Source organism: Secundilactobacillus silagei JCM 19001 (assembly GCF_002217945.1).
GTDB lineage: Bacteria > Bacillota > Bacilli > Lactobacillales > Lactobacillaceae > Secundilactobacillus > Secundilactobacillus silagei.
Genome location: NZ_BCMG01000006.1, coordinates 40,356 through 64,714, shown reverse-complemented (window position 1 = coordinate 64,714; position 24,359 = coordinate 40,356). Strand labels below are relative to the sequence as shown.

Below are 24,359 nucleotides of genomic sequence, written 5' to 3'. Positions count from 1 at the left end.
GACCATTGGCTAACTCGCGCTAACCACCTTTCCAAGTTGATTGTTCACCATTGATACGCCACTTTCCTGTTTCAGCCCTATCAGGAATCTCTGTGAGTTTAGTATCGGCTATAGACTTTTCAAAACGTTTTTAATATTAGATTTTAATGTGCAAATTATGTTTGTTAATGAGAATACAATTACAATAATGCTCTTTTTTCTAATTGTCAAATTCATTTTGATGCTTTTTTTAAATTATTTTGCGGTTTGAGTGATTAAACTTCATAGATTAAGCCGGTTAGCATTGGTTTGAAAAGTGGTGATTTAAAATTTAAGCTAGTTGAAAAAATTCCCGAATTAATTAAATGCTTGACAAAGAATGAACGTTCAGTTATATTGGGCTCATGACAAACAGCTAACTTTAAATGAACGTTGCTTAAAGCCAATAAGGGCTTTTTATTTTTGGTAAATAAAAGAATGAACATTCATAAACAAACAATGGAGGAAATCAAAATGATTAAAAAAACGGTTTTAATTACCGGTGCTTCAAGTGGGATGGGTTATGCAGCAACTCAGTTATTCGCACAACAGGGTTGGCAAGTCTATGCCGGTGCCCGCCGTGTTAACAATATTCCGGTTGGTACGGGGATTCATCCGCTGAGTTTAGATGTTACGGATGATGATTCTAGAAAAAATTTTGTTCAAGCAGCTGAAAAAGAGGCTACCTTAGACGTCTTGATCAATAATGCCGGTTATGGCGAATATGGTCCGTTGGAGGAAGTTAGTCTAGAAAAGGTTCGTCGCCAAGTGGAAACTAATTTATTTGGTGCGGCTGAGCTAACTAAATTAGTGTTACCGCGGATGCGTCACCAGCATACTGGCCGGATTGTTAATATCTCATCATTAGGTGGTGACATGTATTCAGCTCTTGGTGGCTGGTATCACGTGACCAAGCATGGGTTAAATGTGTGGTCGGATGTATTAGATACCGAAATTCGGCAGTTTGGCTTGCGTTCAGTGGTCGTTGAACCCGGTGGTACCCAGTCTTCTTGGTCAGATATTGCCATGGGTTCCATTGAAAAGAACGTTGTGCCAGACACGCCATACCGGTCTTTGATCGATGGCACGTTGAGCGTGATTCAACGGGTCGGCAGTCATTCAGCAGCAACCTCGGCTGACTTAGCTAAAGTGTTTTACCGTGCTGCTACCGATCATAAGCCGAAACGACGGTATTACTTTAGTTTTAGCGACCGCATGATGAGTCGATTGGCTCGCGTGCATCCAGGAATCTTCCATCAGTTGATCATCAGTATGGCGGCACGAGCTGCCCGGTAAAATAAAACGAACCTCCTAAGCTGACAGAAATGTTAGCTTAGGAGGTTTATTTGGTAAATCATATTACCAGGCAACTGGACCATGGGTGTTACTAAAGGTTGCAGTATCTTGATTTGTGGCATCGGTAGCTAGTTCAACAACTCGAGCAACCCCAAATTCAACGGGCTGGGCACCGAATGACTTCGCCATTTCGGGGGTGGCACCACCAAATTCAGTGGCGACCATACCGGGATCTACGGCGTTGACAGTGATTGGTAACTGAGCGTTCTTAAATTCCTTAGCCAGTTGCACGGTATACATGTTGGCAGCGGCTTTCGCGGATTGATAGCCAACAGCCACGGCATGATAAACGTCAGAATCCGGGTTAAGGGCTTCCGTCTTTGAGCCCATCATGCTAGACATGTTGATGATCTTAGCGGTAGGCGCCTGTTTGAGTAAAGGCAGCATTTTTTGCGTCACATCAATGAGTCCAAAGTAGTTCACATCGAAATCAGCGTGTAACAGCTTGGCATCAACGGTTGAAGGTGCTTTGCGACCATCGAAAGCGGCACCAGCATTGTTGATCAGGATGGACAGTTGACCATAGTGCTTCTTCAATGTTTGGGCGGCATCAGTTACGGATTGCGGGTCAGTCACGTCTAGTTGAACAAAATCCACGTTCAAGCCCTTGTCAGTTAATTTTTTTGCAGCGGCCTCACCTTTTTCTGCGGTACGTGCACCAATAATGACGTGCTGGCCCTTTTCTGCCAGTTCTTTGGTCATTTCAAAGCCCATACCCCGGTTTGCACCGGTAACAAGTGTCAGCGTTTCAGTTTTAGTCATAAGATAACTTCCTTTCAAATCAATTGCTTGTGAGTAGAAAACATTGTTGTGATAGTGGTGTTTTTAGTTGTAATTTTGAAACTTTGACTAGTCTAGCACGCTGGTGTTACACTAGCGCAAGCTAAAAAATAAAAGAATTTTGGGAGCCGATTATGCAAACCATTAAACAAGTTGCCGAACAATTTAATGTGACCTACGATACGTTGCGCTACTACGAAAAGATTGGCTTATTACCGCCAATCAAACGTGGTGCGCAAGGTCGAAGAGAATACGGTGCAGCTGAAATTGAAGCATTGAACAAGATCGTTCATTTACGACAATTAGGCGCATCGATTGCGGAATGCCAGCAAATCATGAAATTGTCTGAGAATAGTCGCGATGTCGCTACGTTTGATGAAGGTATCGCCATTTTACAGCGATTGGATCAGGAGCTGAACGAACGAATTGCACGAATCAACCAGCAAAAGGGCTTTTTAAAACAGAAAATCGGTCGCTTTGAACAGGCTCGACAGGAACTTGAAAATGGGTCTAAAAAGGCCGCCGCTCACAGTTAGCACAGGCGGTGTAACTGCATTTTAAAGAGAAAAATTTAAAAAAGTAAATAAAATCATTGACAAAGAATGAACGTTCAGTTATATTATTGTCATGCCAAAAAAAGATAATCCTAAATTAGCAGCCATCAAACAAGCCGTTTTAGATCTGACCCTTGAAGAAGGGTACCAGAACCTCAGCATGTCCAAGATTGCGAAGAAGGCCGGTGTGTCACCTGCGACCATCTACCTGACATATACCAGTAAGGAAGATATGTTAACTTCGCTGTACTTGGAGGCACGCGAGAATCTGGATTCGCAGATGCACGACTTAGGCGAGACGCAAGCTGATATCCAAACCCAAATTAAAAAGATGTATGAGAACTATATTCGCGTTTTGTTAGAAAGGCCGCAGCAATCGTTGTTTATGAATGTCGTGAACAACAATCCAACATTGATCAACGCGGATGTTTATGACAAAATGATTCGCCAGGATAATGGTGTCCGTGAGTTACTTAAAAAGGGTCAGCAGCAAGGCGTGATCAAGCAGCAAGATGTTGAATTATTAATTGCCTTTACGTTTTTTCCGTTAGATGATTTACTGGAAATGAATTACGTTGCCGGTCGCACGACAACGGATGAGATGATCAAGCAGATGGTTGACATGTGCTGGTCAGCAATTAAAGCCTAAGCAGGGCTTTAATTTTTACAGATTAAAAGAATGAACGTTCACAATTTATTATTTAAAAATTAAAGGAGATTTCATAATGACTAAAAAAGTGGCAATCGTAACAGGCGCATCATCAGGGATTGGTAAAGCAACCGCACTGAGATTAAACGATGAGGGCTATCAAGTCTTTGCCGGCGCTCGTCGGGTTGAGAAAATGAATGATTTGAAACAAGCCGGAATTCTAGTTCATCAACTGGACGTGACAAAACAGGATTCCAACCGCGCTTTCGTTGATTTTGTTGAAGCCAATGCCACTGAAATCGATATCATCGTTAACTCAGCCGGTTATGGGTCACAGGGTGCGCTGGAAGATGTTGATCCGGCTGAGGCTAAGAACCAATTTGACGTAAACGTCTTTGGCCTCATGGCCTTAACGCAAATGATCCTGCCAATTATGCGTCATCAGCATTCAGGCAAAATTATTAATATTTCTTCCGTTGGTGGTCAGATGTACTCACCACTTGCTGGCTGGTATTACGCATCAAAGCACGCACTAGAAGCCTTAAGTGATACATTGCGGATGGAAGTTAAGCCATTTGGCATCGACGTCATCATTATCGAACCAGGTGGCACCAAGACGGAATGGGGTTCAGTTGCCATGGACAAGTTAAAGGCACAGACACCGGCTAATTCGGCATATCACGATTTGGTAGAGGCGTACGAAGCAGGTGGCTTTTCTGGCTTTACTACCACTCCAGAAGAAATTGCTGCATTAATTATGAGAGCTATTAACGCCCGTCGTCCCAAGACGCGTTACCAACCAAACTTTGGGATGAAGATGCTAGTCATCATGGCACGCAAGTTATCTTACAAGCAATTTGATAAAGTGATGGGGCGACAGATGCGCGGGTTGACGAAACATTAATCTAAACTACGGGGGTAAATAACCATGAAATTGATTTTCGATGATCCAACATTTTCTTATGAAACGCTACGAACCTTGAGTTATGCACCATATGGCGGTGCCGATGTTGGCGAAGTCTTGAATACGACCTATGGAATTGAAGAGAGCAACTTTGACAGCTGGTATGCACAGTGGCATCAGTTAGCGGATCGCGTGATGAAGCGAGCTGTTGATTTTGAGAAAGCAAGTCAGATTGTGAGTGCCAGTGAGAATTATTTAAAGGCTTCAAATTACTATCGAGCAGCCGAATTCTTCTTGCATGGCAACCCCGATGATCCGCGGATGATGGCCACTTGGGGTCAGAGCAGGCGTACTTTCCAACAGGGAATGAAGCTGTCAGGAAAAAACTTTGAAATCGTGCAAATTCCATTTGAAGACACCGCTATGCCAGGCTACTTTTATAAAATTGATGACCAACCGCGGTCAACCATGTTGGTTCATGGTGGTTATGATTCAACGGGTGAAGAGCTGTATTTTCAAGTGGCTATCGATGCCTTGAAGCACGGTTACAATGTGCTGACGTTTGAAGGTCCTGGTCAAGGTGCCATGATTCGCGAACAGCATCTCGGCTTTAGGCCCGACTGGGAGACGGTGGTGAGCGCTGCCGTGGATTATTTAGAAACGCGGTCAGACGTTTTGGCGGATCAGATTGTATTGATGGGAATCAGCTTTGGTGGCCTGTTGGCACCTCGTGCGGCAGCTTATGAACACCGGCTGGCTGGCGTGGTTGCCGATGACGGTGTGTTCTCATTTAGTTTCGCGGATGCGTTTGCCGCTCGTGGTCATGAAGTGACGGATACCAAAGTAGTGGCGGCGAAATTACGAACCTTGATGATGCATAGCACCAATTTGCGGTGGGTGATTGAAAATGGGTTATTTACTTTTAATGCTAATTCAATTGAAGAGCTGTTTAAAAAGACGCAAGACTATACGTTGAATGGTGTTGCGGATAAAATTGAATGTCCGGTTTTGGTTGGTGAAGCGGCCAATGATGGTTTCTTTAAGGGCCAGCCAGCAATGCTGTACCAGGCGTTAAAGTCTGACAAAACGTTATTAAAATTTGATTCTGAAGATGGTGCGGAAGAGCATTGCCAGATGGGCGCGTTGAACTATTATAATCAACGGGTGTTTGAATGGGTTGATTCAATCTTAAAGTGATTATCCGCGGTGATAAAAAAGAGCCAACAGCTGTTAGCTGCGGGCTCAAATGAAATTTCATTTTACAATTGCTCTAAGTGATAGTGCCTTCACATTGGCAAATGGAACGTTTTTCGAATCTAGCGCGCCATTGCGCACCGCTAGTAAGTATTCAATCACTGGTGTATAGGCATAAGACATTAAAACGGTATCGGCATCTGGGACAAATTTTTGTTCCTGGATGCCCTTTTTTGATAATGCCAGGAGTGGCTCAAAGCCAGCATAAGCGACTTTAACGTCGATATTAAGCTGACTTAGCAGTGGGGACTGGTTGAACTCACGGATGAGCAGCATATCTTCCAGATGATTCTGCCCGTAGTCGTAAACTAAATCCATGAAGTGGGTCAGTTGTTCAACCGGATCACCATTTAAATCGATACTGTTAATGGCTTCCGCAACGCGTTTTTTGCGATCATAATAAACGCCTCTTAGCAGATCATCCTTGTCCTTAAAATAGGTGTAGACGGTGCCAGAAGCAATCCCAGCGTCCTTGGCAATTTTGCTCAAAGACACAGCTGCAATGCCTTGTTCCATCATGATTTTACTGGTACTGTCTAAGATCCGGGCTCTTTTTTCTTCGTCTCGCGTGCGCATATTTTCACCTCATTAAACGTGCTCAGCCATGAACTGCCAAGCATCTTGCCGTGTTTCAATTGCTTCTGGTAAAGTTTCTTCCCAGGTAAAGCCGTGCCACATACCGTCTTTGATTGTACTGCCGACCGGCACGTTGGCCTTTTTTAGCTTGTCTGTAAAGCGTAACACATTGCTGATCATCATGTCACGGGTGCCGGTAGTCATATAGGTAGCTGGGAACCAAGCACCAATTTCAGCGTACATGGGTGATAAATTAGGATCATGGGGGTCCTTTTTGTCGATATAGGTCTTAGCTAACCGCATCGAAAGGTGAACGGACATGGCATCTCGACGACTATCAAAAACCGTACTGTCACCATCACCACTGATATCAAGGGCTGGACAGAAGAGGATGGCTACTTGAGGCATTTTAAGGCCAGCTGCGTGAGCACGAACCAGCATGGAAGCAGCGATTGTAGAACCCGCCGAGCTGCCCATTACCCGAACTGGCTGTTCACCTAATTCGTTCACCACACCTGCATAGAAGTTTTGGGCTTCTTCTAGTGCAATGGGAGCAGCAGCTTCTGGTGATAACGTGTAGTTAACTGAGTAAACGGGTAGGTGGGTTTCAGTTGCGGCTAATAAGCCGTTGCGGTCGCGTGCAGTTCCCATGATAAAACCACCACCGTGAATGTTTACGATAGCACCTTGACCAGCGATGACATTTTCAGGTGTAATTTTCAGACCGGGGACGTTGTTATAGGTCACTGGTTCAATTTTTAAGTGGTGGCGCTTGATAAGATCGAGTTCAACCTTATCTTCACCATCTTGAAATTGTTTGCGCATCCGCAAAATCATTTTATTTGTGATTGGAATGAAATTGGGAATATCAAAGCCCTTAAAAGTGCTGATAAATTTAGCTGCTTGGCTAGAAACGGTACGTTGCTGAAAGGCATTAAATGTTGTTTTAGGCATAATGTATTCTCCTTACTTTTCCTTAATTGAACGTTCAATCAATTTAGAACTATATTAATCGATCGTTCATTTATAGTCAAGCGCTTTGTTTAAAAAATTTGCAGTGAGAATGGTTAATCAATCAAAAATAACCGTCATCTTCGTGATGATCGGCTATTTTTTTCGATTAGTATTGCACTTAGTTTATAAAATCGTCATACTTAAATACGTAAATAAGGTTTTGAGAGAGACTAATTAACGTATTTATTAGAAGGTATAATTATGACGACAATTAAGGATATCGCTAAATCAGCCCACGTATCGCCGGCAACGGTTTCCAATGCGCTCAACCCTGATTTGGCACGGATGGTGGCACCCGAAACACTAAAACGCATTAAAAAAATTGCTTCTGATTTAGGTTATCAGCCGGTTCATCATCGCATCAAACAGGTGACAACACAGACGAACTGCGCTTTAATCACGACGTTATTTATAAATGATGAAATTGAAGATGAATATTGGCACTTTGTTCGAAAGGGTATTTACGAGACAGCTAGAAAGCGAAATGTGAATATTCAAAATGTGTTTCAAATTCAAGTTGGCATTGATCCGGGAATCGTTGCCAATTATGATGGCGTCATTATTTTAGGCTCATTGTCAGAGCAAGCGATTAAACGATTAAAACACTACAATCCAAATATTATTGTCATTGATGATGTCAACACGAACTGTTCGTTTGTTGATACCATTGGGACCGATTTATATAATTTGACCCTTAAAGCGCTAAACTTACTCAAAAAACAGGCTAACGGTCCGATTGCCTTTATTGGCGGTTACCGGATGGAATTTAGCCTGGACGGTTCAGTCGAAAAAAAGGGTGACGACCTGCGCACACAGGCTTACCGTGACTGGTTAGCGGTCAATCACCAGTCGAAATTAATGAAATTAACCTCTTGGAACACGCAAGCAGGGTTGTCAGCAATCAATGAATTGCTTTCGGAAGTAACTGCGCCAATTGGCGGTTTACTGGTCGCGTCAGATTCAATGGCAATCGGCGTTGTTAAAGGGTTATTGGAACGGCAGATCGTTCCTGGTAAGGATCTGCCACTTATCAGCTTTGATAATATTCATGTAGCCTCCTTTTTGACACCGGCCATTACCAGCTTTTCACTGCCCAAGGAAGTGTTAGGGATTACTGCAGTTAATCAGATCTGCGACTTGATCACGCATCATCGTCAGTGGATATCGAGAACGACGATTCCGGGACACTTGGGTACCGGCGAAACTTATCCGCTGCAAACTTGTTAGCTTAGGGTGTCATTGATGATTTTTAGCGTTTTCCAGAAACGAAATAGCGCTGCAGAAAGTCCAAGGTGGATTATCTGCAACGCTTTTTTTCAGAAAATTGCGACTACTTATTTTAATAATCAAATTGAATTAGGTAAAAGATTAGACTATGATAATAATTGAGCAAAGATTACATATTATAAGGTTATAAGAGGCATGACATGAAAAAAATTCCAGTTGTATTAAGCTTATTAACGGTGGCAACACTAGGGCTTGCCGGTTGCGGCAGTTCTCAGGCCAGCCAAAGTGCTAACAGTACCACTAATAAGAATCAGGATAAGATTTCTGAAGATGAAGGGATTATCAAGACGGCGCGTGACTTTAACGAAAATGGGCATTACAAATCATCCAATAAAGCGTTAAATGGCATCAAGATTACTGATTTAAGCAAAAAGGGTTTCGGTTCGCTTAAAACGGAATATTTCCAAATTCAAAAGAGCAATGATGCGTTTTTGCTGAAACAGGGTAAGCAGCAAAATCAGGCGGCCCAAAGTAATGGGAGCACCAATCTGAATACCAATAATAGCTTTTCAAATTATTCTAAATTTGTTGGTGACTATTCGTTTTACAATTACGATTCCAATCGTCAGCAAAGCGATCTTGTGATTGATTCGGATGGGACCGTTGTTCAGGAAAATAATGACGGGACCAGTTTTCACGGGGTCGCAACGATTTCACCCTCTAGTCAAAGTGGTGTGCTGTCCTATGATGTCACTTCTGATACCAATGATACCAAGTCAATTAATGCGAATGTCAAAATCGTCGTTTCGTGGAGTAACGGTGAAAATGAAACCTATTATGGCTACACTTCTTATGCCGGTGGGGCTGTTTTAACCGATGGCAAGCCATATAAGGGAGATTTGGTCAATGAAGTTTGGGTTCAGTAAATTAGTGGGTAGCCTGCTGCTAGGAGTGATTATGGTGAGTGGCTGTTCAAGAGCTGATCACCAGCCAAGCAAAGCGCAATCGTCCTCTCAATCGAGCCAGGTTAAGGCGAGTTCTGAGCACGCTAAAACTGCCAGCGTGGCACCTAAAGCAACTTCTAAAGCTAATTTAAATCAACGGGACATCCAATCAGTTGAGAAGAAGTGTTTGAAAAAAGCCTCCGGGCAAACGTCGATTTACGTTGATAGCCTGAATGCTAGGCAGCCAGTCATCATGAATAATCGGTCGCAGCGGTCTGCTAGCGTGATTAAATTATTTATCATGGTTGAAACGTTCCGTCAGATAAAGGCGGGCCGACTAACACTTAATCAAGAAGTTTCAATTCCGCAGGCGGATCGCGTCGGTGGTACGGGTGAACTTGCACATCAAAGTGTTAGTCAACTTTCTGTCAGCCGTTTATTAACGCTAATGATTCGAAATAGTGATAATTCAGCGACCAACGTTCTTATCGATCGGTTGGGCGGTCTAACGGTCATTAATCAAGAGATCAACCGGCTGGGCTGCACGCAGACCCGGTTGCAACGAAAAATGCTGGACTATCAAGCCTTAAAGAACGGCAAAGATAACCTGACTTCCGTAAAAGACGTTGGCGGCCTACTGGGAAAGCTTTACCAGCACCGGGTTCTAGGCAATCCTTACGATGCTAAAATGCTACAGCTATTGCGATATAATGCTAATCAAAGTAAGCTGCCGGCTTTGATCAATCAAAAGGCCACTATTTTTAACAAAACCGGTGAGTTTCCAGATTACGGGGTTCAAAACGATGCGGCCATCGTTCAAAAGGGTCACCAAGCCTTTGTCGTCGTGGTCCTTTCCCAACATGGTGTTCAAAGTAAGCAAATCAACGCGATGCAGCAACTAGGCAGTCAATTATATACGATTATTTTCACTCAAAATTAGGTACTACGAAAACAATTTAAAAAAGGGTTCACATTTTTGGCTTGATAATCAGTCAACCGAAAATGTGAACCTTTTTATTAGTTATGCGTTTATTTGGCCTGATTTTGTACAGGTGATTTTTTGATATTGTGGGTTAAAAGTAGCGCCACGACGATCATAGCAATGGTGAGGTAGATGCCGTAGTGAATGCCGTTAGTAAAGGCGACCTGGTGGGGTTTGCCACTGGCTGCGGCGATTCCCAGCCCCAGTAAGCTGGTGGCCAGGGCCGTCGCAATTGCACCGACAATCTGCTGCATCGTGTTCATGATGGTACTGCCATCGGCTGCTTGAGTGCCGGACAGTGCACTGAGCGCGTGCGTTTGGGCAGGTGATAGCGCTAGTGGGCTACCAATCATGATGATGATGTGTGCAATAATGACCAGCATGATGGAACTGGTACTGTTGGTTAGTAACAGGATAACTGCACCAATTAGCGCGATGACCAGGCCAATCTGAGTGGGCGTTTTGGCACCATAACGGTCATATAACCGGCCCGCCAAAGCGGCAACGAAGGCGTTGATGATCCCGCCAGGCAGCATGACGATCCCGGCCAGTGCCACTGGTACAAGCAAGCCTCTTTGAATGTACATTGGCAATAGATACATTGTCGAGAGGATGACGCTGAAATCGAGCATGACCAAGGTAGCACCCGTTCGAAACGCTGGAATGGTAAAGACCCGTAGATTCAGAATCGGGGTTTCCGCATGGACCTGACGGTAAGCGTAAAAGGCTAACACGATCACACCAACTACGAGCAGACCAAGGACGATGGGTGACGTCCAACCGTGGTTGCTGGCCAGGCTGGAACCTGCAACTAAACTAGCGAACCCAACGATTGATTCGATGATTGCGATAAAGTCGGCTTTTGGTCGGGTAATGGTGCCCACGTTTTTCAGACTAATAATGGTAAAGATGAGCGCGATTACTAAGAAGGGAATGAACAGCCAGAACATCCAGCGCCAATTTAAACTGGCTAGTATCAAACCGGTAACGGTTGGACCGATTACGGGCGCAAACAGGATCACTAACGCGCACATACCCATGGCGGCACCGAGTTTGCTTGGGCGAAAGACTTGCATGGTGACGGTAAACATCAGTGGCAAAATGAGGCCAGTCGCAATGCCCTGAATCATTCGGCCAACTAACAGTATCGGAAAGTTAGCAGCCGTGGCCGCAATCAGTGCACCGACAATGAAGTCAGACAGACCAAAGATCACCACTTGCCGGGTGGTGAACCACTTGCTTAGAAAACTTGAAAAGGGCAGCACGATTCCAATCATTAACATGTAGCCAGTAACGAGCCATGACGCGGTGGCAGTTGTAACGTGCAGATTGGCGGTCAGTTTTGGCAGTGCGATGTTCAGGGAAGTTTCACTGAACATGCCGACAAAGGCGCCAAGAATGATGCCAATCATGGCTAGCATGGGATGGTTAACCTGAACGCGAGCCTGATCTGCTGATGTGTGAGTATGATTATCCAATAAATTCTACCTACTTTCATTGTTGCGACCGAGCAGAAAAGCCTGCCGCCGCGGGACGTTAACACCAAGTATTAACTAGGCCAAGGGTTATATTAGCAGAGTTTTGAAAGCAACGAAAGCCTTAATCTTCTACAAAAGGCCAGCTTCAATTGGATTCCAGTGGTTCAATTTAATTACCTTAGATGGTGGGTTTGAGCCAAAAATGATCGTCTAAATTAGCAAAAAAATTTTAAAATTAACCGGATTGTTGGTCACTTTTTGAAGAAAGCTAAAAAAGTCACCTGAACTGATTACAATTCAGGTGACTTTGACGGCCGGTTTAGGATTGGATATTCCTCAACTAGACAGGGAATTATATTGGATTAATGGTTAGCGTAGTGACTTAACAAAGTTGCTAAAAACACAGAGGCTTGCTGATAATCTCGTAGCCGAATGTTTTCGTTTGGAGCGTGCGGTTTCCCGTTCGCATTTCTTACGCCAACGGCAACGATTGGAGCCTTGACAGAGTTGTAAAAGGCCAGCATTGGCCCGCCGCTTGGCTGGTTAGGGACGAGAACAACGTTTTGATCACCGTAAACTTGTTTGGCGGTACTTAGATTTTGCTGGACAAAGGGATCTTGCAGATTAGTTTTAAAGCCCGGTTCACCCAAATTAAAGTGCAGCTTTAAATCTGAAAAACCGTTTTTGATAAGTTGTTTTTGAATGAGCTCGACGCTTTCCTGTGGGTCCTGCCCAGGGACTAACCGGCAATCAAGCTTGGCGTGTGCGCTGCGTGGGACGATGGTTTTAATCCCTTGACCCTCATAGCCAGACGAGAGGCCGTTAATGGTGAGTGTCGGCTGGTTCATCGCTTCGTACATGGGGTGGTCAGTGGCAATGCCATTAACGAGGCCTAAGTTCGCCACTGTTGCTTTCCCATTAAAGCCGGCCTCAAGCTTCTTGACGACTTGTTGTTCATAGGTATCCAATGGTTTCACACTATCGTAAAAGTGATCGACTAATATTTTATGATCAGTGTCCGTTAAACTTGCCAGCCCCTTAACTAACCGCCAAGCGGCATTGTCCACGTAACCCGCCAGTGAGGAGTGAATATCGGTACTGGCAGTTTCGACGGAAACGTCAAAGGAAGCAATGCCCTTGGTGCCGGTAATGATCTGAAACTTTTCAGCGGCATTTTTACCGCCGCCTTCCCAAATCATCGCATCACAGGCTAATTCGTCAGCATGGTTTTTGATGTAGGGCTCAATGTCTGGACTGCCGATTTCTTCTTCACCTTCAACGAAGAATTTCAGGTTACAGGGGAAGCCACCGTGGTTTTTAAAATACGACAGGACGGATAGGCGCGACATTAACTCGCCCTTATCATCGCTGGCACCGCGGGCTACCAATCTACCGTCCATCTGGGTTGGTTCAAAGGGCGCACTGTGCCACTCGTCTAAAGGTTCGGGTGGCTGGACATCATAATGGTTATAAAATAGAATCGTTTTATCGCTTTGGCCTTTAAATGAGGCAAAGACGACCGGGTTTTGGTATTCCGTAAATAACTTTACTTCAGCACCCAGTGACTTAAATTTTTTAACGAGGTAGTCAACCGTTTCGTCAATACCAGTATTTTGAGCCGAGACACTTTTTAACCTCAAGTAAGGCAATTGATTATCGAGATCATTCATTATAAAGTCAGCTATTTGATTAAAATTAGTGGTCAAAGATACCACTCCTTTTCTATAGTTATTGATTTTTAGAGTTATTTTTCAACAGACGTCTACCTTTTTTTCATATGTAAAACCTCCCAGAATAATAGGCTGCTATTAACCGAACGAAAAACGCCCTATGGATAAAATATCCATAGGGCGTCTCCGCGGTACCACCTATCAGTCACTCAACATCAATATATGTATAAGTCTCGTTGTTAGCAATAGTAGCTAACGGGCACGATAATGGGTGCCAAACATTGGTTAACCTGCGCTAACCACCGCTCCAAGTTGATGTTCACCATTGATACGCCACTTTCCCGTTTCAGCTCTATCAGGAATCTCTGTAAGTGCAGTATCGGCTATAGACTTTTCAAAGCGTTTGAATATTAAACTTTATTGAGTAGATTAGAATATGATTACAATAAAGCTAATATTTTAAATTGTCAAATTTATTTTGATTATTAAAAAAGGTGACAGAAAATCGTTTAGTGGAGAAATATTGAATGAAAATAATATGATGAAAGCGAGCATCCAACTTGAGTAATTGGGGTGCCTTTTTAGTTGTCTAAAAAAGAAATTGCAATTTTGGTTCACGTAACTTTTTGAGATTATCTAAAGTGAAGTTTCGGTAACTATCCAATAGCGTAGCTTAAAAGGGGATCCGTTCGAAAAATTGGTATGCGTGATAGTCTGCTATGAAAATAGCATTGAAACTGCCGGCTGATTTGCCGAAGAAGAACGCTCAATGTGTAACTTTGAGCAAATAAGTGTTTGACAAAGTTGGTCCTCATGGTATTATGAAATGGCTAGTTAATTATAAAGTAACTAAGCCATTATTCTGAGAGGTGACTATAATGAAAGCAATCACATTTATGGTTTGTTAAATTTCCATCAAGAAGATTGTCAAAATATGTCTCGTAAATCGATTTACTGTTTTAAACGAACAAATTGAGTCAATCATGCTTGTTGGCGTTGTTAGTAGCATATAACCAGGGGGTATAGATATGGAACAAGGAGCAAATGAGCAGCACCCGGCGATGATGAAAATTGCTTTATTGTCAATCTCGACGGTTTTAACATCTTCAATCGCAATTGCGGCTTCGATTCCGGATTGGCTGAAAGCCTTTCCGCAGCAGTCACGTGCCAACGTTGAGTTACTGGGGACTTTACCATCGTTAACGGTGATTATCTGCATGTTATTAAGCAGCTGGGTCGCCAAAAAGATTGGGACTCGCAGAACCATTTTAATGGGCCTGCTGATTGCTGGAACTTTCGGTATTATTCCGGTCTTCTTTTCAAATTATTATGTCTTATTCTTTGCCCGATTAGGTCTTGGTGCCGGCTTTGGGTTAATTAATTCGCTGGCTGTTAGTCTAATCGGAACTTTTTTCACCGGTCAAGAAAAGGCCAATCTAATGGGTTACCGTGGCAGTTGTGAAATGCTTGGAAACGCACTTTGTACATACGTGGCCGGTCAGTTACTCGTTCACGTTGGCTGGCACAGTTCATTTTGGGTCTATGCGTTGTCATTCCCACTAGCCATTTTGTACTTTCTTTACGTGCCGGAACCAGCACCGTCAAAAGAGGCGGATGGTACGCCGCATAAAGAAAGTATCAACAGTAAAGTGTTTTTTTGGACGTTGATCCTCATTATTTGCCAAATGGCTTACACTGGGTCAACGCTAAGAATTAGTGAATTGGTCACGTCATATCATATTGGGAGTTTAAATGGAATCGCCATTGTGCTGAGCTTTGCGCCCGCTTGCGGTGTGATTTCAGAAATCTTCTTTGGCCGTTTACTGCACGGCATGGGGACGTTCCTGCTGCCCGTCACCATTTTTTGCACGGGTCTCAGTCAATTGCTGATTGCGTTCTCTAATAATTTTGTTTTGACCAGTATTGGCTTCTTGGCAACCAGCATGATCTCAGGGTTAGTGATCAGTTATATTTTGAATCTGGCGTCTGATATTTGCGAGACTAATTCGCTGAACCTAACGACGTCATTGATGCTAGTGGGCTGTAATATTGGACCATTTCTATCACCCATTGTTTTAGGTTGGTTGAACTCAGCCTTTGGCGCAAATAACTTACGACTGAGCTACGATGTGTTTGGCGTTATTTTACTTGGCATGGGTATCGTGATGGTCTTCCTGAGTAAATCAATGTCAGCCAGTTATGCAAAAAATGAAAACGAAAATGGAGGGTTAACCCATGTTGACGAATAAAGAAATTGAAGCAAGATTGTTACCACCAACCGGTAAAATTAAGGTGGTTTTGGATACTGACGCCTTTAACGAAGTGGATGATCAGTTTGAGATCACCTGGGCCTTGACCCGGACGGATAGACTGGATATTCAGGCCATTTACGCCGCACCATTTTATAATGGTCGGGTCTCAAGTCCTAAGGAAGGTATGCAACGGAGCTACAAGGAAATCTTCACCTTACTTGAAAAGGCCGGTGTGCCAAAGGATAAGTATCCGGTTTTCCACGGCAGTACTGATTATTTACCTAGCGATAATACGCCGGTTGCTTCTGACGCCGCCGATGATTTGATCAAACGGGCAATGAGCATGGGGGACGAACCCTTATACGTCGTCGCAACTGGGGCAATCACAACCGTTGCTTCTGCCTTACTAAAGGAACCCAAGATTGCTGATAAGATCGTTATTTTATGGCTTGGTGGCCAGCCATTGGATTGGTCCACGGCTTTTGAATTTAACCTGAGTCAGGATAAATTAGCGGTTAAGGATATTTTGCAGACCCAAGTGCCATTCATTTTGATTCCATGCATGAGTGTGGCTTCCGAACTGGTCACCACGAATTATGAGTTAGACCACTATCTGGAAGGGACCTCAAAATCTGGCGAATACCTGCGGAAAGTGGTTTCAGACTTCATTAACAATGTTAATAAGGAAAATGGGGACGGCGGCATTGCAACCTTAACCACTGAAACTGGCGATCCTTATCTCCGTGATCTGAGTGACTATGACGAGTCGAAGTACGCCAACGAACCTTCTGCAGTGGCCAAGAGTAAGATCATCTGGGATATTTCTACGGTGGCCTTTTTGGTTAACCCATTGTGGACGAAGAGCAGTCTAGTGAGTGCACCGATCTTAACTGATGATGAGACCTGGCAAGCAACCACTGATCAGCACCCAATTCGGGTCGTTCGCCACCTTGACCGCGATGCCATCTTTGGCGATTTATTTACACGCATCAAAGCATTACCTTAATTGATTAATTAACACTAACAATACTAACTACAAAGCCTTACGTTGCGATTTTAATATCGTTTGCGTAAGGTTTTTTGTGTGCTGTTAGAAGTAGTGACTAACTGTGCATTTTAGTAGATTTTGTTTGGTATATTTGCTTAACTGTATTATGATAAATGCACTGAAAGTTGAGGGATCAAACAGATGAAATTTTCACATAAACTTAGCGATGGTGTGCATATCTTGGCATACGTCGATATTTATAAAGATGGTGATCTATCCAGCCAGGCGATTGCGGACAGTATTGAATCTAATCCAAGTTTAGTCCGGCGGCTGATGTCGAAACTGGTCAAGGCTGGCCTGCTCAACAGCACGCCTCGCTTGGCTGCACCGTCCCTGGCGAAACCAGCGTCTGAAATCAGTTTGCTGGCCATCTATCGGGCAGTGGAGGATAATCAACAACTACTCCACATTGACGAAAAAACCAACCCGAAATGTATTGTGGGTGGTAATATTCAAGAAACTTTAAACGACGTCTATCAACGGATTCAAGCGGATACTGAAGCAGCGATGCAGCAGGTTAATTTGCAGGGAATCATTGATGACATTTTGGTAAGAGAACAGACACGAGATAGAGGTTAACCGCTGTTTATTCAAGGGAGATCGGCAATTACCTTTAATCTGTCTAATTTAGGCGTAAGCAAAAACACCCCCAACGCAATGGTAGGGGTGCTTTTGTTTGTTTAGGAACAGATATTATTTATTGATTTGCGATTAATCGAAGACACCAAAGCCGCCGTCCCAAGGAATCTTCTCGCCAGCTGCCAGCGTCATTTGGAGAAATCCAAAGGCTTCAAGTTCACGGGCCCGCTTCAATTTACCGGCATTAAGTACTTTAAGGCCGCTACCTTTAAGCGCTTGAGCAATTGCTTCTTTAGCTTCTTCGAAATCAGAGGCTAACTGAACGGTAACTGGGTGTGAGCCACCAATCTTTTTAGCTGCCAGGGTACCTGCAAAAGTGGTATTGAACCCTTTAACAACGTGAGAATCGGGTATTTCGGCAGCAATTTGAGCAGCTGCTGAACTGTCCGCTGGTACGACTAATTCGTCCCAAGTATCAAAGTTCAATGGATTAGAGATATCGATAACTGCCTTGTTTGCTAAGGCATCTTTGTTAGCTTTTGCAATTCCCAGTGCAGCTTGATAGGGAACCGCCAAAACAACGATTTCACCAATGTTTTCGACTGGATCCTTTGAGTCAATATAAGTGACGTTATTGCCGGCATCCTCAAAGTTTTTGCCGATTGCAGTCCCCATGTTACCCTTACCAAAAATTGTGACGTTTGCCATAGTTAAAAGACTCCCTTCTTTTCGTTTGGTCATTATAAATATTTCACAATATGGTGTCAATATTTAAAGTATTATTGTTGGTACTAAATGCAGTAAAAGAAAAATTAATGCTTGATCATTTGATAGTCGTCATCATAGAACTTACCGTTGCGGATGTCATCTGGCATACCGTCGTACGGTGCTTCAGCAATCACTTGATCATTGTTCTGACCGGCATCACCCATATAAGTGATAGTTGCAAATTCTGGAACGACCATTTTAGGATAAGTGTCGTACTTTTCACGTGATTCTTCCATTAAATCAATGTGCTCATTTTGGTAAGTTACAGTGATTTCTGGATGATCTTGAACCCACTTAGGGAAGAAGATCGTCCCGTTAAGCTTGTGTTCGTTGGGGACAAAATCCAGAGCCACATCGGTACCAGTTGGTTCAGTCCAAGCAATCTTGTAAACGCCTGGAATTAACATATTGATGTGGGCTTCTTGATCAGTGACCCAACGGCCAGCGACCATCCCACCATGAATTCGGTAATCAACGGTGTGATCATTCTTAGCGTACCATTCGTATTCCCAGCCATTGTCGTAGGTATAGATGAAGTGAGTACCCAGAAAATCTTCCAGAGTTTCGAAATGCTTATTCATATTGTTATGGTTTGTCATGTAATTGCCTCCTGTATATCCAAACATGTAATTAATAACATGTATTTATCAATGTAGTTATGATATACTGAGTGAATAAATAAGTCAAGGAGAAAATTTATGGCACAACGAAATATCTTACAATTTATCATTTTAGGACTGTTGGATCAGCAACCGCGTACCGGATATGAGCTGACACAGGCATTCGATTCTGACATCGGCGAATTCTGGTCTGCTAAACACAGCCAGATCTATCCGCAGTTAAGTAAGCTAGAAACAGCTCAGCAGGTGACGCATCACGAGGAAGTGAGCGGCGAAAAGCTGGTCCGTAAACGTTACGCATTAACAACGACGGGAAAGACGACTTTAGAAAACTGGCTGAGTGCTGACACTGAACCCGTAGTCGGCGGTGGCAAAGATGAATTTGCCGTGAAACTCTACTTCATTCAGCGACCAGATGATCCACGCCTGGTACAAATGTTAACGAAACAGGGAGCGTTCCACAAACAAAAATTGACCCATTTGCAGGAACAAATGACACTTAAATTTCCAGCAGGCGCTAGTCAGCATGATTTTGGTCATTATCTGGTGCTTGATCATGCAATTCGGCGGGAGAAGGCTTATACCGAATGGTTAAAAGCCGCTCTGACGGCATGTGAGAAATGAGTGGGGCTGTAATTTGAATTAGAGACTTAATTTTTCGGTCATGAACAAAGAGTCCACAATTATTAACTGGCAGGCTAATAATTGTGGACTCTTTGTATTTTGATAGTTGCTTCAACTGATTTAGTCGAAAGCTGATTAAATTTAAAAAATTAATTGTGCTGATCACTTGTTTTTTCGATGGCTAAACGGTGTTTTTTCCAAGCCACTTTCCCGTAATAAACCGCATAACACAATGCGATAAACGGAATCATATAAAATAACGCTGGCCGCTGCGTAGGGTCAAAAATAATTAGTACGCAAGACAACAAGCTCATGATAAACGCTGTCCATGGGATGACTGGATACCATGGCGTTTTAAACTTTAGTTCAGCAACTGTGTGGCCATCTTTTAGCCACTGTTTGCGAAAATTGATTTCTGACAGAGCAATGGCCATCCAAACGATGACAACAGCTAAACCGGAAATTGAAACCAGTACGAGGTAAACAGTAGATGCGGCAACGACACTAGAAGCGAGGGCAAGAATGCCACCAATCATACTAAGGCAAAGTGCCAACATTGGAATGCCATGCTGATTGGTCTTGGCAATCTTGATGGGAATCGTGCCTTGATTAGCCAGCGACCACAGCATCCGGGTTGAAGCATATAAGCCAGAATTAGCGGCTGATAAAATCGCTGTCAGCACCACAAAGTTCATGAGATCGCCAGCAAAAGGCAGACCAATGCTGTTGAATACCAACACGAACGGGCTTTGATTAACACCGGCTTTTTGCCATGGAATAAGAGCAGACATGACAGTGATACTACCGATAAAGAAGATGATCAGGCGAAAGAGCGTTGTGTGAATTGCCCGGGGCAACGTGGTTTGCGGATTCTTGGTCTCTCCTGCAGTAACACCAATCAGTTCAGTGCCGGAAAAGGCAAAATTAACCGTCAGCATCGTTGTAAAGACAGCTTTAAAGCCGTTAGGAAAGAGCCCATCTTTGAACAGGTTGGAAAACATGGGTGCGTGCTGATAGCCCTTCATATGAAGCACGCCAAACATTGCGCAAGCCCCTAAGATAATAAAAGCAATGATGGCGACCACTTTGATACTTGAAAACCAAAATTCAGTATTGGCGAAAAATTTAACGGACATCGCATTTGATGTGAAAATGACAACCATAAAAAGGACACTCCAAATCCACGTGGGAGAGTGCGGGAACCATTTTGTCATGATCAACCCCGCAGCGGTGAATTCCGATCCTAATGCGACTGTCCAGGTTAACCAGTATAGAATTGCAACCGTAAAGCCCGTACCGTGGCCGATGTAGCGGTCCGCGTAGACGTGGAAGGACCCGGTTTCCGGCATGGCTACCGAAAGTTCGCCTAAACACAGCATGACCAGATAAACGACAACTGCGCCAATGGCGTATGCTAAAATAGTACCAATGGGTCCTGCTTCGTGAATCGTGTAACCAGAACTCAGGAATAAGCCGGTTCCAATTACACCGCCTAGTGAGATCATAAATAAATGCCGGGACGTCATTTTACGTTCCAGCTTGGTATCTGTTTTTTCCAATGATATTCCTCCAATAATTGCAACTTTGCTTAGATTAGAATATCATTAAAAAACAGTATCATGCAAGTGCTACATGAAGGAGTATTATCCTATGAATAATGATTTAATAAAAAATTGGCTAGAAAAGCAATCCGCCTTAGTAGTCGATGGGGCCATGGCCACCGAATTAGAAAAACGGGGGGTTGATACGGACAATGACTTGTGGTCAGCGATGGCCTTGGTTCATGATCCGGATGCCGTAGTAGCCGTCCACCGCAGCTATTTTGATGCTGGCGCTAACATTGCGATTACTGATAGTTACCAAGCGAACATCCCAGCGTTTGTAAAGGCCGGCTTAACGCAGGAACAAAGCGGTAAAATGATTTTTGATTCGGTTAAACTAGCGCAGCGGGCCCGTAGCGAATATGAACAAACATTAACAGACGAAGTTCGCCAGGAAAAACCGCTGCTCATTGCAGGTAGCGTGGGCCCATATGGTGCTTATTTGGCTGATGGCAGTGAGTATACTGGTGACTATTCGTTAACGCAACAAGAATATCAGGACTTTCATCGCGCCCGGCTGAATTTATTAGAAGGTGCGGGGATCGATTTGTTTGCGTTTGAGACGCAGCCTAATTTTGCGGAGGCCAAGGCATTAGTGAACCTTTTGCAAAATGAATTTTCAGGGATTCCCGCCTGGCTGTCCTTTAGTGTGACTGATCAAGCAAAGCTCTGTGACGGAACACCCTTAACACAGGCTGTCGAGTACTTTAATCAATTTCCAGATATTGTGGCGATCGGTGTCAATTGCACAGCAATGGCTAATATTGAGGCTTTGATTCAGGTCATCGCTAAGGCAACTGATAAGCCAATCATCGTGTATCCTAATAATGGGGACACCTATGACCCAGTTACTAAGACTTGGGAGCTGAATCCTAACGCCAAGTCGTTTTCAGAATTAGTGCCTAAGTGGCGGGCTGCCGGTGCATCGTTGATTGGTGGCTGCTGCCGGACGACACCAGCGGATATTCAAGAAATTAGCGCTAGTTTTAAAGCATAATCGCCAAATGAATCGTTTAAAGTTGGTTCATTTTTAAAACCCTAACCGAGTAAAATCACCCATCACGGTTTGTCATGTGATGGGTGATTTTAATGTCGTTTACGATAAGCTGCGATTCGTTTTAAATGCCGGTGAATGCGATACTTAGAAACCAGTACCCACAAACGGTTGACTGGAACCGGATGGTGACTGTCCTGACTCTGCCAGTAGGCAATATCAGCGTCAATTTGCTTTTTATTTAACCAGGAATAATCGTGTTGCAGATAGATGCTGACGCTTTTTTGAGTTTCATTGGGCCAGTACTTGTAATCAATAAATTGACTGCGGGTGGGCGTCAGTTGACCAGCTGCTGGCTGATCGATGCGATAGACGCGTTTGACATACCCTACGCCATATGGTGGTAGAACATCTTCCTTAGTTCCTCGCGGTTTGGAAAATATGTAGGGTGCAAGCGGCACCACAATGAGACCGTGTAAAAGGTGTCTTTGACCGGCCTCATCAATGGTGAGCGCATACTGCAAGTCACCTGAGAGCCGATAAGTTTGTGCTTGATGGTTAGAACGGATAATATCCGCACACCAAAGCTGATCGCTCATTATGAATTCCTCCTTAATCATAAAGATTGTGAATGTTAAAACACTGTTATAGAAACTATGGTAGCGCTATCATGAGCAATCTTATGCCAGATAGATTAGCAAATCAAGTTCCCCAGAATAATCTGATGAAAGTATTTATTTCGGTTCATTGCGGATCTCTGACGAAAGCGCCATTAATTTTTCACGGTTGGCAATCTGATAATCGTGGCGGCCGTGTTTAACTAAATAACCCTGATCCACAAACGCGGCCAAGACGTATAGTAAATGCCGGTAAGACACACCCAGATACTGCGCGACTTGGGTGTGTCTTTCGTTATAGGTGCCGTTGTGCTCGGTGAGCAAAATAAAGGCGGCCAGTCGTTGATTCAGCGTAAACGACTGGTTCTTAGAAGCTGTCCGCACATCGCGGGCTTCTTTATGGGCCAAGTAAAGACAAATGTGGCGCAAAAATATTGTATCAGAAAGTAGCTGATTTTGATACTGGTCAATTGGTAAGGCTAAGAAAAGGCAGTCTTCAATGGCTTGCATGCTGAAGGGTTCGCTATCAGGATCCAGCAGTTCCATTTCACCCATAAAACACGGTGGGGTGAAGAAATCAATCAGCACGGTTTTACCGTTAGACTGGGCATCGTACAGCTTGGCTTTACCGCGAACTAAGTAAAATAAGTAGGCTGGCCGCTTCGTGTTTTCAATAATATAACCGCCAGCAGGCACGCTGATTAATTGGGTCTTAGCACTCATATCCGTTGAAAATAAATCATTAAAGTGGTTGTCACTAATCAGTTGCTGCTTTAAATGCTCGTTTAAAATTTTTTTCATGTTTTTTCTCCAAGTGTGAGATTTCTCATACTTACCATAGCAATTTGCCGGTTATAATTCAACTTGTCAGTAAGGGCTTACACGCCCGTCAATACAAGGAGGAAATACTTATGACTGCACGAAAAATTATTCTTGACTGTGATCCAGGACACGATGACGCGATTGCCATGTTAATGGCCAATGCGAGTTCCAAAATTGATTTATTGGGGATCACCATTGTGGCTGGTAACCAAACCTTAGCTAAAACCGCTCATAATGGTTTAAACGTTGCGCAATTGCTGGATATTGACGCTAAAATCTATCCCGGCATGCCACAGCCATTGGTTCGCCAACAAGTAGTTGCTGGTAACGTCCATGGTACCACTGGTTTAGATGGTCCCGTTTTTCCAGAATTACACCGGGAAGCCGAAAAGCTCAACGGGGTTCAATTCATTATTGATACCTTAATGGCCAGTGATGGCGACATTACGTTAGTGCCAACTGGTCCTTTGACCAACATTGCCACTGCTATGCGGATGGAACCACTGATCGTCCCTAAGATTCAAGAAATTGTCTTGATGGGGGGGGCTTACGGTACTGGTAACTTCACGCCATCAGCTGAATTTAACATCTTTGCTGATCCAGAAGCTGCTCGCGTCGTCTTTAAGTCCGGTGTCCCAATTGTCATGATGGGACTTGATTTAACTAACCAAACCGTATGTACTCCCGACGTGATCGAACGCATGGAAGCCATCGGCAATAAAGCTGGTAAGTTATTCGGTGATCTGATGCGCTTTACGCTGAAGACCCAATTTGAAGAATTTGGTCTGGAAGCTGGTCCGATTCACGATGCCACAACCATTGGCTACTTGATCGATCCAACCATGTTTGAGATGCAAGACATGTTCGTAGAAGTTGATATTAACCGCGGACCTTGCTACGGCCGGACGGTTTGTGATGAACTCAACGTGTTGAAGCAAACGCCGAACGCCAAAGTGGGTAAGAAGATCGACCGGGACAAATTCTTTGACTTGGTTGCTGACTGCATTAAGACCTACAAGTAGTCATAG

Annotated in this window: 24 protein-coding genes; 14 read left to right on the top strand and 10 right to left on the bottom strand. The window is 43.8% G+C overall.

What is annotated here, in order from left to right; translation table 11 throughout:
• Nucleotides 1–477 precede the first annotated feature (477 nt).
• Nucleotides 478–1,314 (top strand): SDR family NAD(P)-dependent oxidoreductase, encoded by an 837-nt coding sequence (locus CES79_RS06665; protein ID WP_170173535.1) that lies wholly within the window; start codon nucleotides 478–480, stop codon nucleotides 1,312–1,314.
• Between the two features lie 63 nt (nucleotides 1,315–1,377).
• Here the strand turns inward: CES79_RS06665 and CES79_RS06660 are convergent, their stop codons facing one another.
• The gene (locus CES79_RS06660; protein ID WP_089136702.1) at nucleotides 1,378–2,136 is read right to left on the bottom strand and encodes an SDR family NAD(P)-dependent oxidoreductase; all 759 of its coding nucleotides are present in this window, start codon (nucleotides 2,134–2,136) and stop codon (nucleotides 1,378–1,380) included.
• Between the two features lie 152 nt (nucleotides 2,137–2,288).
• On the opposite strand from CES79_RS06660, the gene CES79_RS06655 reads away from it, so the two are divergent.
• From CES79_RS06655 to CES79_RS06640, 4 genes are all read left to right on the top strand, one after another.
• Entirely contained in the window at nucleotides 2,289–2,690 is a 402-nt protein-coding gene (locus CES79_RS06655) for a MerR family transcriptional regulator (RefSeq protein WP_054654266.1), read from the top strand.
• 91 nt (nucleotides 2,691–2,781) lie between these two features.
• Entirely contained in the window at nucleotides 2,782–3,357 is a 576-nt protein-coding gene (locus CES79_RS06650; protein ID WP_089136701.1) for a TetR/AcrR family transcriptional regulator, read from the top strand.
• Nucleotides 3,358–3,433: 76 nt separating this feature from the next.
• Entirely contained in the window at nucleotides 3,434–4,261 is an 828-nt protein-coding gene (locus CES79_RS06645) for an oxidoreductase (protein WP_089136700.1), read from the top strand.
• A gap of 24 nt (nucleotides 4,262–4,285) precedes the next feature.
• On the top strand, nucleotides 4,286–5,458 hold the full coding sequence (locus CES79_RS06640; RefSeq protein ID WP_089136699.1) for an alpha/beta hydrolase family protein: 1,173 nt from the start codon (nucleotides 4,286–4,288) through the stop codon (nucleotides 5,456–5,458).
• 57 nt (nucleotides 5,459–5,515) lie between these two features.
• On the opposite strand, the gene CES79_RS06635 is transcribed toward CES79_RS06640, so the two are convergent.
• Nucleotides 5,516–6,091 (bottom strand): TetR/AcrR family transcriptional regulator, encoded by a 576-nt coding sequence (locus CES79_RS06635; protein WP_089136698.1) that lies wholly within the window; start codon nucleotides 6,089–6,091, stop codon nucleotides 5,516–5,518.
• Nucleotides 6,092–6,103: 12 nt separating this feature from the next.
• Nucleotides 6,104–7,045, bottom strand: coding sequence for an alpha/beta hydrolase fold domain-containing protein (locus tag CES79_RS06630; protein WP_089136697.1), 942 nt, complete (start codon nucleotides 7,043–7,045; stop codon nucleotides 6,104–6,106).
• A gap of 261 nt (nucleotides 7,046–7,306) precedes the next feature.
• Between CES79_RS06630 and CES79_RS06625 the strand changes: the two genes are divergently transcribed.
• The 3 genes from CES79_RS06625 (at nucleotide 7,307) to CES79_RS06615 (ending at nucleotide 10,216) form a co-directional block, all read left to right on the top strand.
• Entirely contained in the window at nucleotides 7,307–8,332 is a 1,026-nt protein-coding gene (locus CES79_RS06625; RefSeq protein ID WP_089136696.1) for a LacI family DNA-binding transcriptional regulator, read from the top strand.
• A gap of 200 nt (nucleotides 8,333–8,532) precedes the next feature.
• Complete coding sequence (locus CES79_RS06620) at nucleotides 8,533–9,258, top strand: hypothetical protein (protein ID WP_089136695.1); 726 nt, start codon at nucleotides 8,533–8,535, stop codon at nucleotides 9,256–9,258.
• A complete protein-coding gene (locus tag CES79_RS06615; protein WP_054654252.1) occupies nucleotides 9,239–10,216 on the top strand; it encodes a serine hydrolase in 978 nt (325 codons plus the stop codon). The genes CES79_RS06620 and CES79_RS06615 overlap by 20 nt, the downstream gene beginning before the upstream one ends.
• An 89-nt stretch (nucleotides 10,217–10,305) precedes the next feature.
• Here CES79_RS06615 and CES79_RS06610 read toward each other — a convergent pair whose 3' ends face one another.
• Complete coding sequence (locus CES79_RS06610) at nucleotides 10,306–11,679, bottom strand: DHA2 family efflux MFS transporter permease subunit (RefSeq protein WP_089136749.1); 1,374 nt, start codon at nucleotides 11,677–11,679, stop codon at nucleotides 10,306–10,308.
• 419 nt (nucleotides 11,680–12,098) lie between these two features.
• Entirely contained in the window at nucleotides 12,099–13,406 is a 1,308-nt protein-coding gene (locus CES79_RS06605) for a M20/M25/M40 family metallo-hydrolase (protein WP_089136748.1), read from the bottom strand.
• A gap of 1,028 nt (nucleotides 13,407–14,434) precedes the next feature.
• On the opposite strand from CES79_RS06605, the gene CES79_RS06600 reads away from it, so the two are divergent.
• From CES79_RS06600 to CES79_RS06590, 3 genes are all read left to right on the top strand, one after another.
• Nucleotides 14,435–15,655 carry an MFS transporter gene (locus CES79_RS06600; RefSeq protein WP_089136694.1) on the top strand — a complete coding sequence of 407 codons (1,221 nt, stop codon included), beginning with the start codon at nucleotides 14,435–14,437 and terminating at the stop codon, nucleotides 15,653–15,655.
• Nucleotides 15,642–16,664, top strand: coding sequence for a nucleoside hydrolase (locus tag CES79_RS06595; protein ID WP_054654244.1), 1,023 nt, complete (start codon nucleotides 15,642–15,644; stop codon nucleotides 16,662–16,664). Before CES79_RS06600 ends, CES79_RS06595 begins: the two co-directional genes overlap by 14 nt.
• Before the next feature lie 183 nt (nucleotides 16,665–16,847).
• The gene (locus tag CES79_RS06590; protein WP_054654242.1) at nucleotides 16,848–17,285 is read left to right on the top strand and encodes an Rrf2 family transcriptional regulator; all 438 of its coding nucleotides are present in this window, start codon (nucleotides 16,848–16,850) and stop codon (nucleotides 17,283–17,285) included.
• 132 nt (nucleotides 17,286–17,417) lie between these two features.
• Here the strand turns inward: CES79_RS06590 and CES79_RS06585 are convergent, their stop codons facing one another.
• Both CES79_RS06585 and CES79_RS06580 read right to left on the bottom strand, forming a co-directional pair.
• Nucleotides 17,418–17,993 carry an NADPH-dependent F420 reductase gene (locus CES79_RS06585; RefSeq protein ID WP_054654239.1) on the bottom strand — a complete coding sequence of 192 codons (576 nt, stop codon included), beginning with the start codon at nucleotides 17,991–17,993 and terminating at the stop codon, nucleotides 17,418–17,420.
• A gap of 104 nt (nucleotides 17,994–18,097) precedes the next feature.
• Complete coding sequence (locus CES79_RS06580) at nucleotides 18,098–18,634, bottom strand: phenolic acid decarboxylase (protein ID WP_054654412.1); 537 nt, start codon at nucleotides 18,632–18,634, stop codon at nucleotides 18,098–18,100.
• Between the two features lie 117 nt (nucleotides 18,635–18,751).
• Here CES79_RS06580 and CES79_RS06575 point away from each other — a divergent pair, with 117 nt between their 5' ends.
• Complete coding sequence (locus CES79_RS06575) at nucleotides 18,752–19,297, top strand: PadR family transcriptional regulator (protein WP_054654237.1); 546 nt, start codon at nucleotides 18,752–18,754, stop codon at nucleotides 19,295–19,297.
• Nucleotides 19,298–19,446: 149 nt separating this feature from the next.
• Here CES79_RS06575 and CES79_RS06570 read toward each other — a convergent pair whose 3' ends face one another.
• A complete protein-coding gene (locus CES79_RS06570) occupies nucleotides 19,447–20,823 on the bottom strand; it encodes an amino acid permease (protein ID WP_089136747.1) in 1,377 nt (458 codons plus the stop codon).
• A gap of 124 nt (nucleotides 20,824–20,947) precedes the next feature.
• Between CES79_RS06570 and mmuM the strand changes: the two genes are divergently transcribed.
• On the top strand, nucleotides 20,948–21,895 hold the full coding sequence (gene mmuM / locus CES79_RS06565; protein WP_089136693.1) for a homocysteine S-methyltransferase: 948 nt from the start codon (nucleotides 20,948–20,950) through the stop codon (nucleotides 21,893–21,895).
• Nucleotides 21,896–21,984: 89 nt separating this feature from the next.
• Here the strand turns inward: mmuM and CES79_RS06560 are convergent, their stop codons facing one another.
• Complete coding sequence (locus CES79_RS06560) at nucleotides 21,985–22,491, bottom strand: DUF7679 family protein (protein WP_054654235.1); 507 nt, start codon at nucleotides 22,489–22,491, stop codon at nucleotides 21,985–21,987.
• Nucleotides 22,492–22,626: 135 nt separating this feature from the next.
• Complete coding sequence (gene yeiL / locus CES79_RS06555) at nucleotides 22,627–23,310, bottom strand: transcriptional regulator YeiL (RefSeq protein WP_054654233.1); 684 nt, start codon at nucleotides 23,308–23,310, stop codon at nucleotides 22,627–22,629.
• Nucleotides 23,311–23,420: 110 nt separating this feature from the next.
• On the opposite strand from yeiL, the gene rihB reads away from it, so the two are divergent.
• Nucleotides 23,421–24,353, top strand: a complete 933-nt coding sequence (gene rihB, locus CES79_RS06550) for a ribosylpyrimidine nucleosidase (protein WP_089136692.1) — start codon at nucleotides 23,421–23,423, stop codon at nucleotides 24,351–24,353.
• Nucleotides 24,354–24,359 lie beyond the last annotated feature (6 nt).

Bases quoted from the DNA above. Each gene is read 5' to 3' on its own strand.
- yeiL (WP_054654233.1), bottom strand. From the start codon at position 23,310: ATGAAAAAAATTTTAAACGAGCATTTAAAGCAGCAACTGATTAGTGAC.
- CES79_RS06640 (WP_089136699.1), top strand. From the start codon at position 4,286: ATGAAATTGATTTTCGATGATCCAACATTTTCTTATGAAACGCTACGA.
- CES79_RS06580 (WP_054654412.1), bottom strand. From the start codon at position 18,634: ATGAATAAGCATTTCGAAACTCTGGAAGATTTTCTGGGTACTCACTTC.
- CES79_RS06625 (WP_089136696.1), top strand. From the start codon at position 7,307: ATGACGACAATTAAGGATATCGCTAAATCAGCCCACGTATCGCCGGCA.
- CES79_RS06615 (WP_054654252.1), top strand. From the start codon at position 9,239: ATGAAGTTTGGGTTCAGTAAATTAGTGGGTAGCCTGCTGCTAGGAGTG.
- CES79_RS06585 (WP_054654239.1), bottom strand. From the start codon at position 17,993: ATGGCAAACGTCACAATTTTTGGTAAGGGTAACATGGGGACTGCAATC.
- CES79_RS06570 (WP_089136747.1), bottom strand. From the start codon at position 20,823: ATGACGTCCCGGCATTTATTTATGATCTCACTAGGCGGTGTAATTGGA.
- rihB (WP_089136692.1), top strand. From the start codon at position 23,421: ATGACTGCACGAAAAATTATTCTTGACTGTGATCCAGGACACGATGAC.
- CES79_RS06650 (WP_089136701.1), top strand. From the start codon at position 2,782: ATGCCAAAAAAAGATAATCCTAAATTAGCAGCCATCAAACAAGCCGTT.
- CES79_RS06595 (WP_054654244.1), top strand. From the start codon at position 15,642: ATGTTGACGAATAAAGAAATTGAAGCAAGATTGTTACCACCAACCGGT.
- CES79_RS06645 (WP_089136700.1), top strand. From the start codon at position 3,434: ATGACTAAAAAAGTGGCAATCGTAACAGGCGCATCATCAGGGATTGGT.
- CES79_RS06665 (WP_170173535.1), top strand. From the start codon at position 478: ATGGAGGAAATCAAAATGATTAAAAAAACGGTTTTAATTACCGGTGCT.
- CES79_RS06660 (WP_089136702.1), bottom strand. From the start codon at position 2,136: ATGACTAAAACTGAAACGCTGACACTTGTTACCGGTGCAAACCGGGGT.
- CES79_RS06600 (WP_089136694.1), top strand. From the start codon at position 14,435: ATGGAACAAGGAGCAAATGAGCAGCACCCGGCGATGATGAAAATTGCT.
- CES79_RS06590 (WP_054654242.1), top strand. From the start codon at position 16,848: ATGAAATTTTCACATAAACTTAGCGATGGTGTGCATATCTTGGCATAC.
- CES79_RS06610 (WP_089136749.1), bottom strand. From the start codon at position 11,679: ATGCTAGCCATGATTGGCATCATTCTTGGCGCCTTTGTCGGCATGTTC.
- CES79_RS06605 (WP_089136748.1), bottom strand. From the start codon at position 13,406: ATGAATGATCTCGATAATCAATTGCCTTACTTGAGGTTAAAAAGTGTC.
- CES79_RS06575 (WP_054654237.1), top strand. From the start codon at position 18,752: ATGGCACAACGAAATATCTTACAATTTATCATTTTAGGACTGTTGGAT.
- CES79_RS06635 (WP_089136698.1), bottom strand. From the start codon at position 6,091: ATGCGCACGCGAGACGAAGAAAAAAGAGCCCGGATCTTAGACAGTACC.
- CES79_RS06630 (WP_089136697.1), bottom strand. From the start codon at position 7,045: ATGCCTAAAACAACATTTAATGCCTTTCAGCAACGTACCGTTTCTAGC.
- CES79_RS06560 (WP_054654235.1), bottom strand. From the start codon at position 22,491: ATGAGCGATCAGCTTTGGTGTGCGGATATTATCCGTTCTAACCATCAA.
- mmuM (WP_089136693.1), top strand. From the start codon at position 20,948: ATGAATAATGATTTAATAAAAAATTGGCTAGAAAAGCAATCCGCCTTA.
- CES79_RS06655 (WP_054654266.1), top strand. From the start codon at position 2,289: ATGCAAACCATTAAACAAGTTGCCGAACAATTTAATGTGACCTACGAT.
- CES79_RS06620 (WP_089136695.1), top strand. From the start codon at position 8,533: ATGAAAAAAATTCCAGTTGTATTAAGCTTATTAACGGTGGCAACACTA.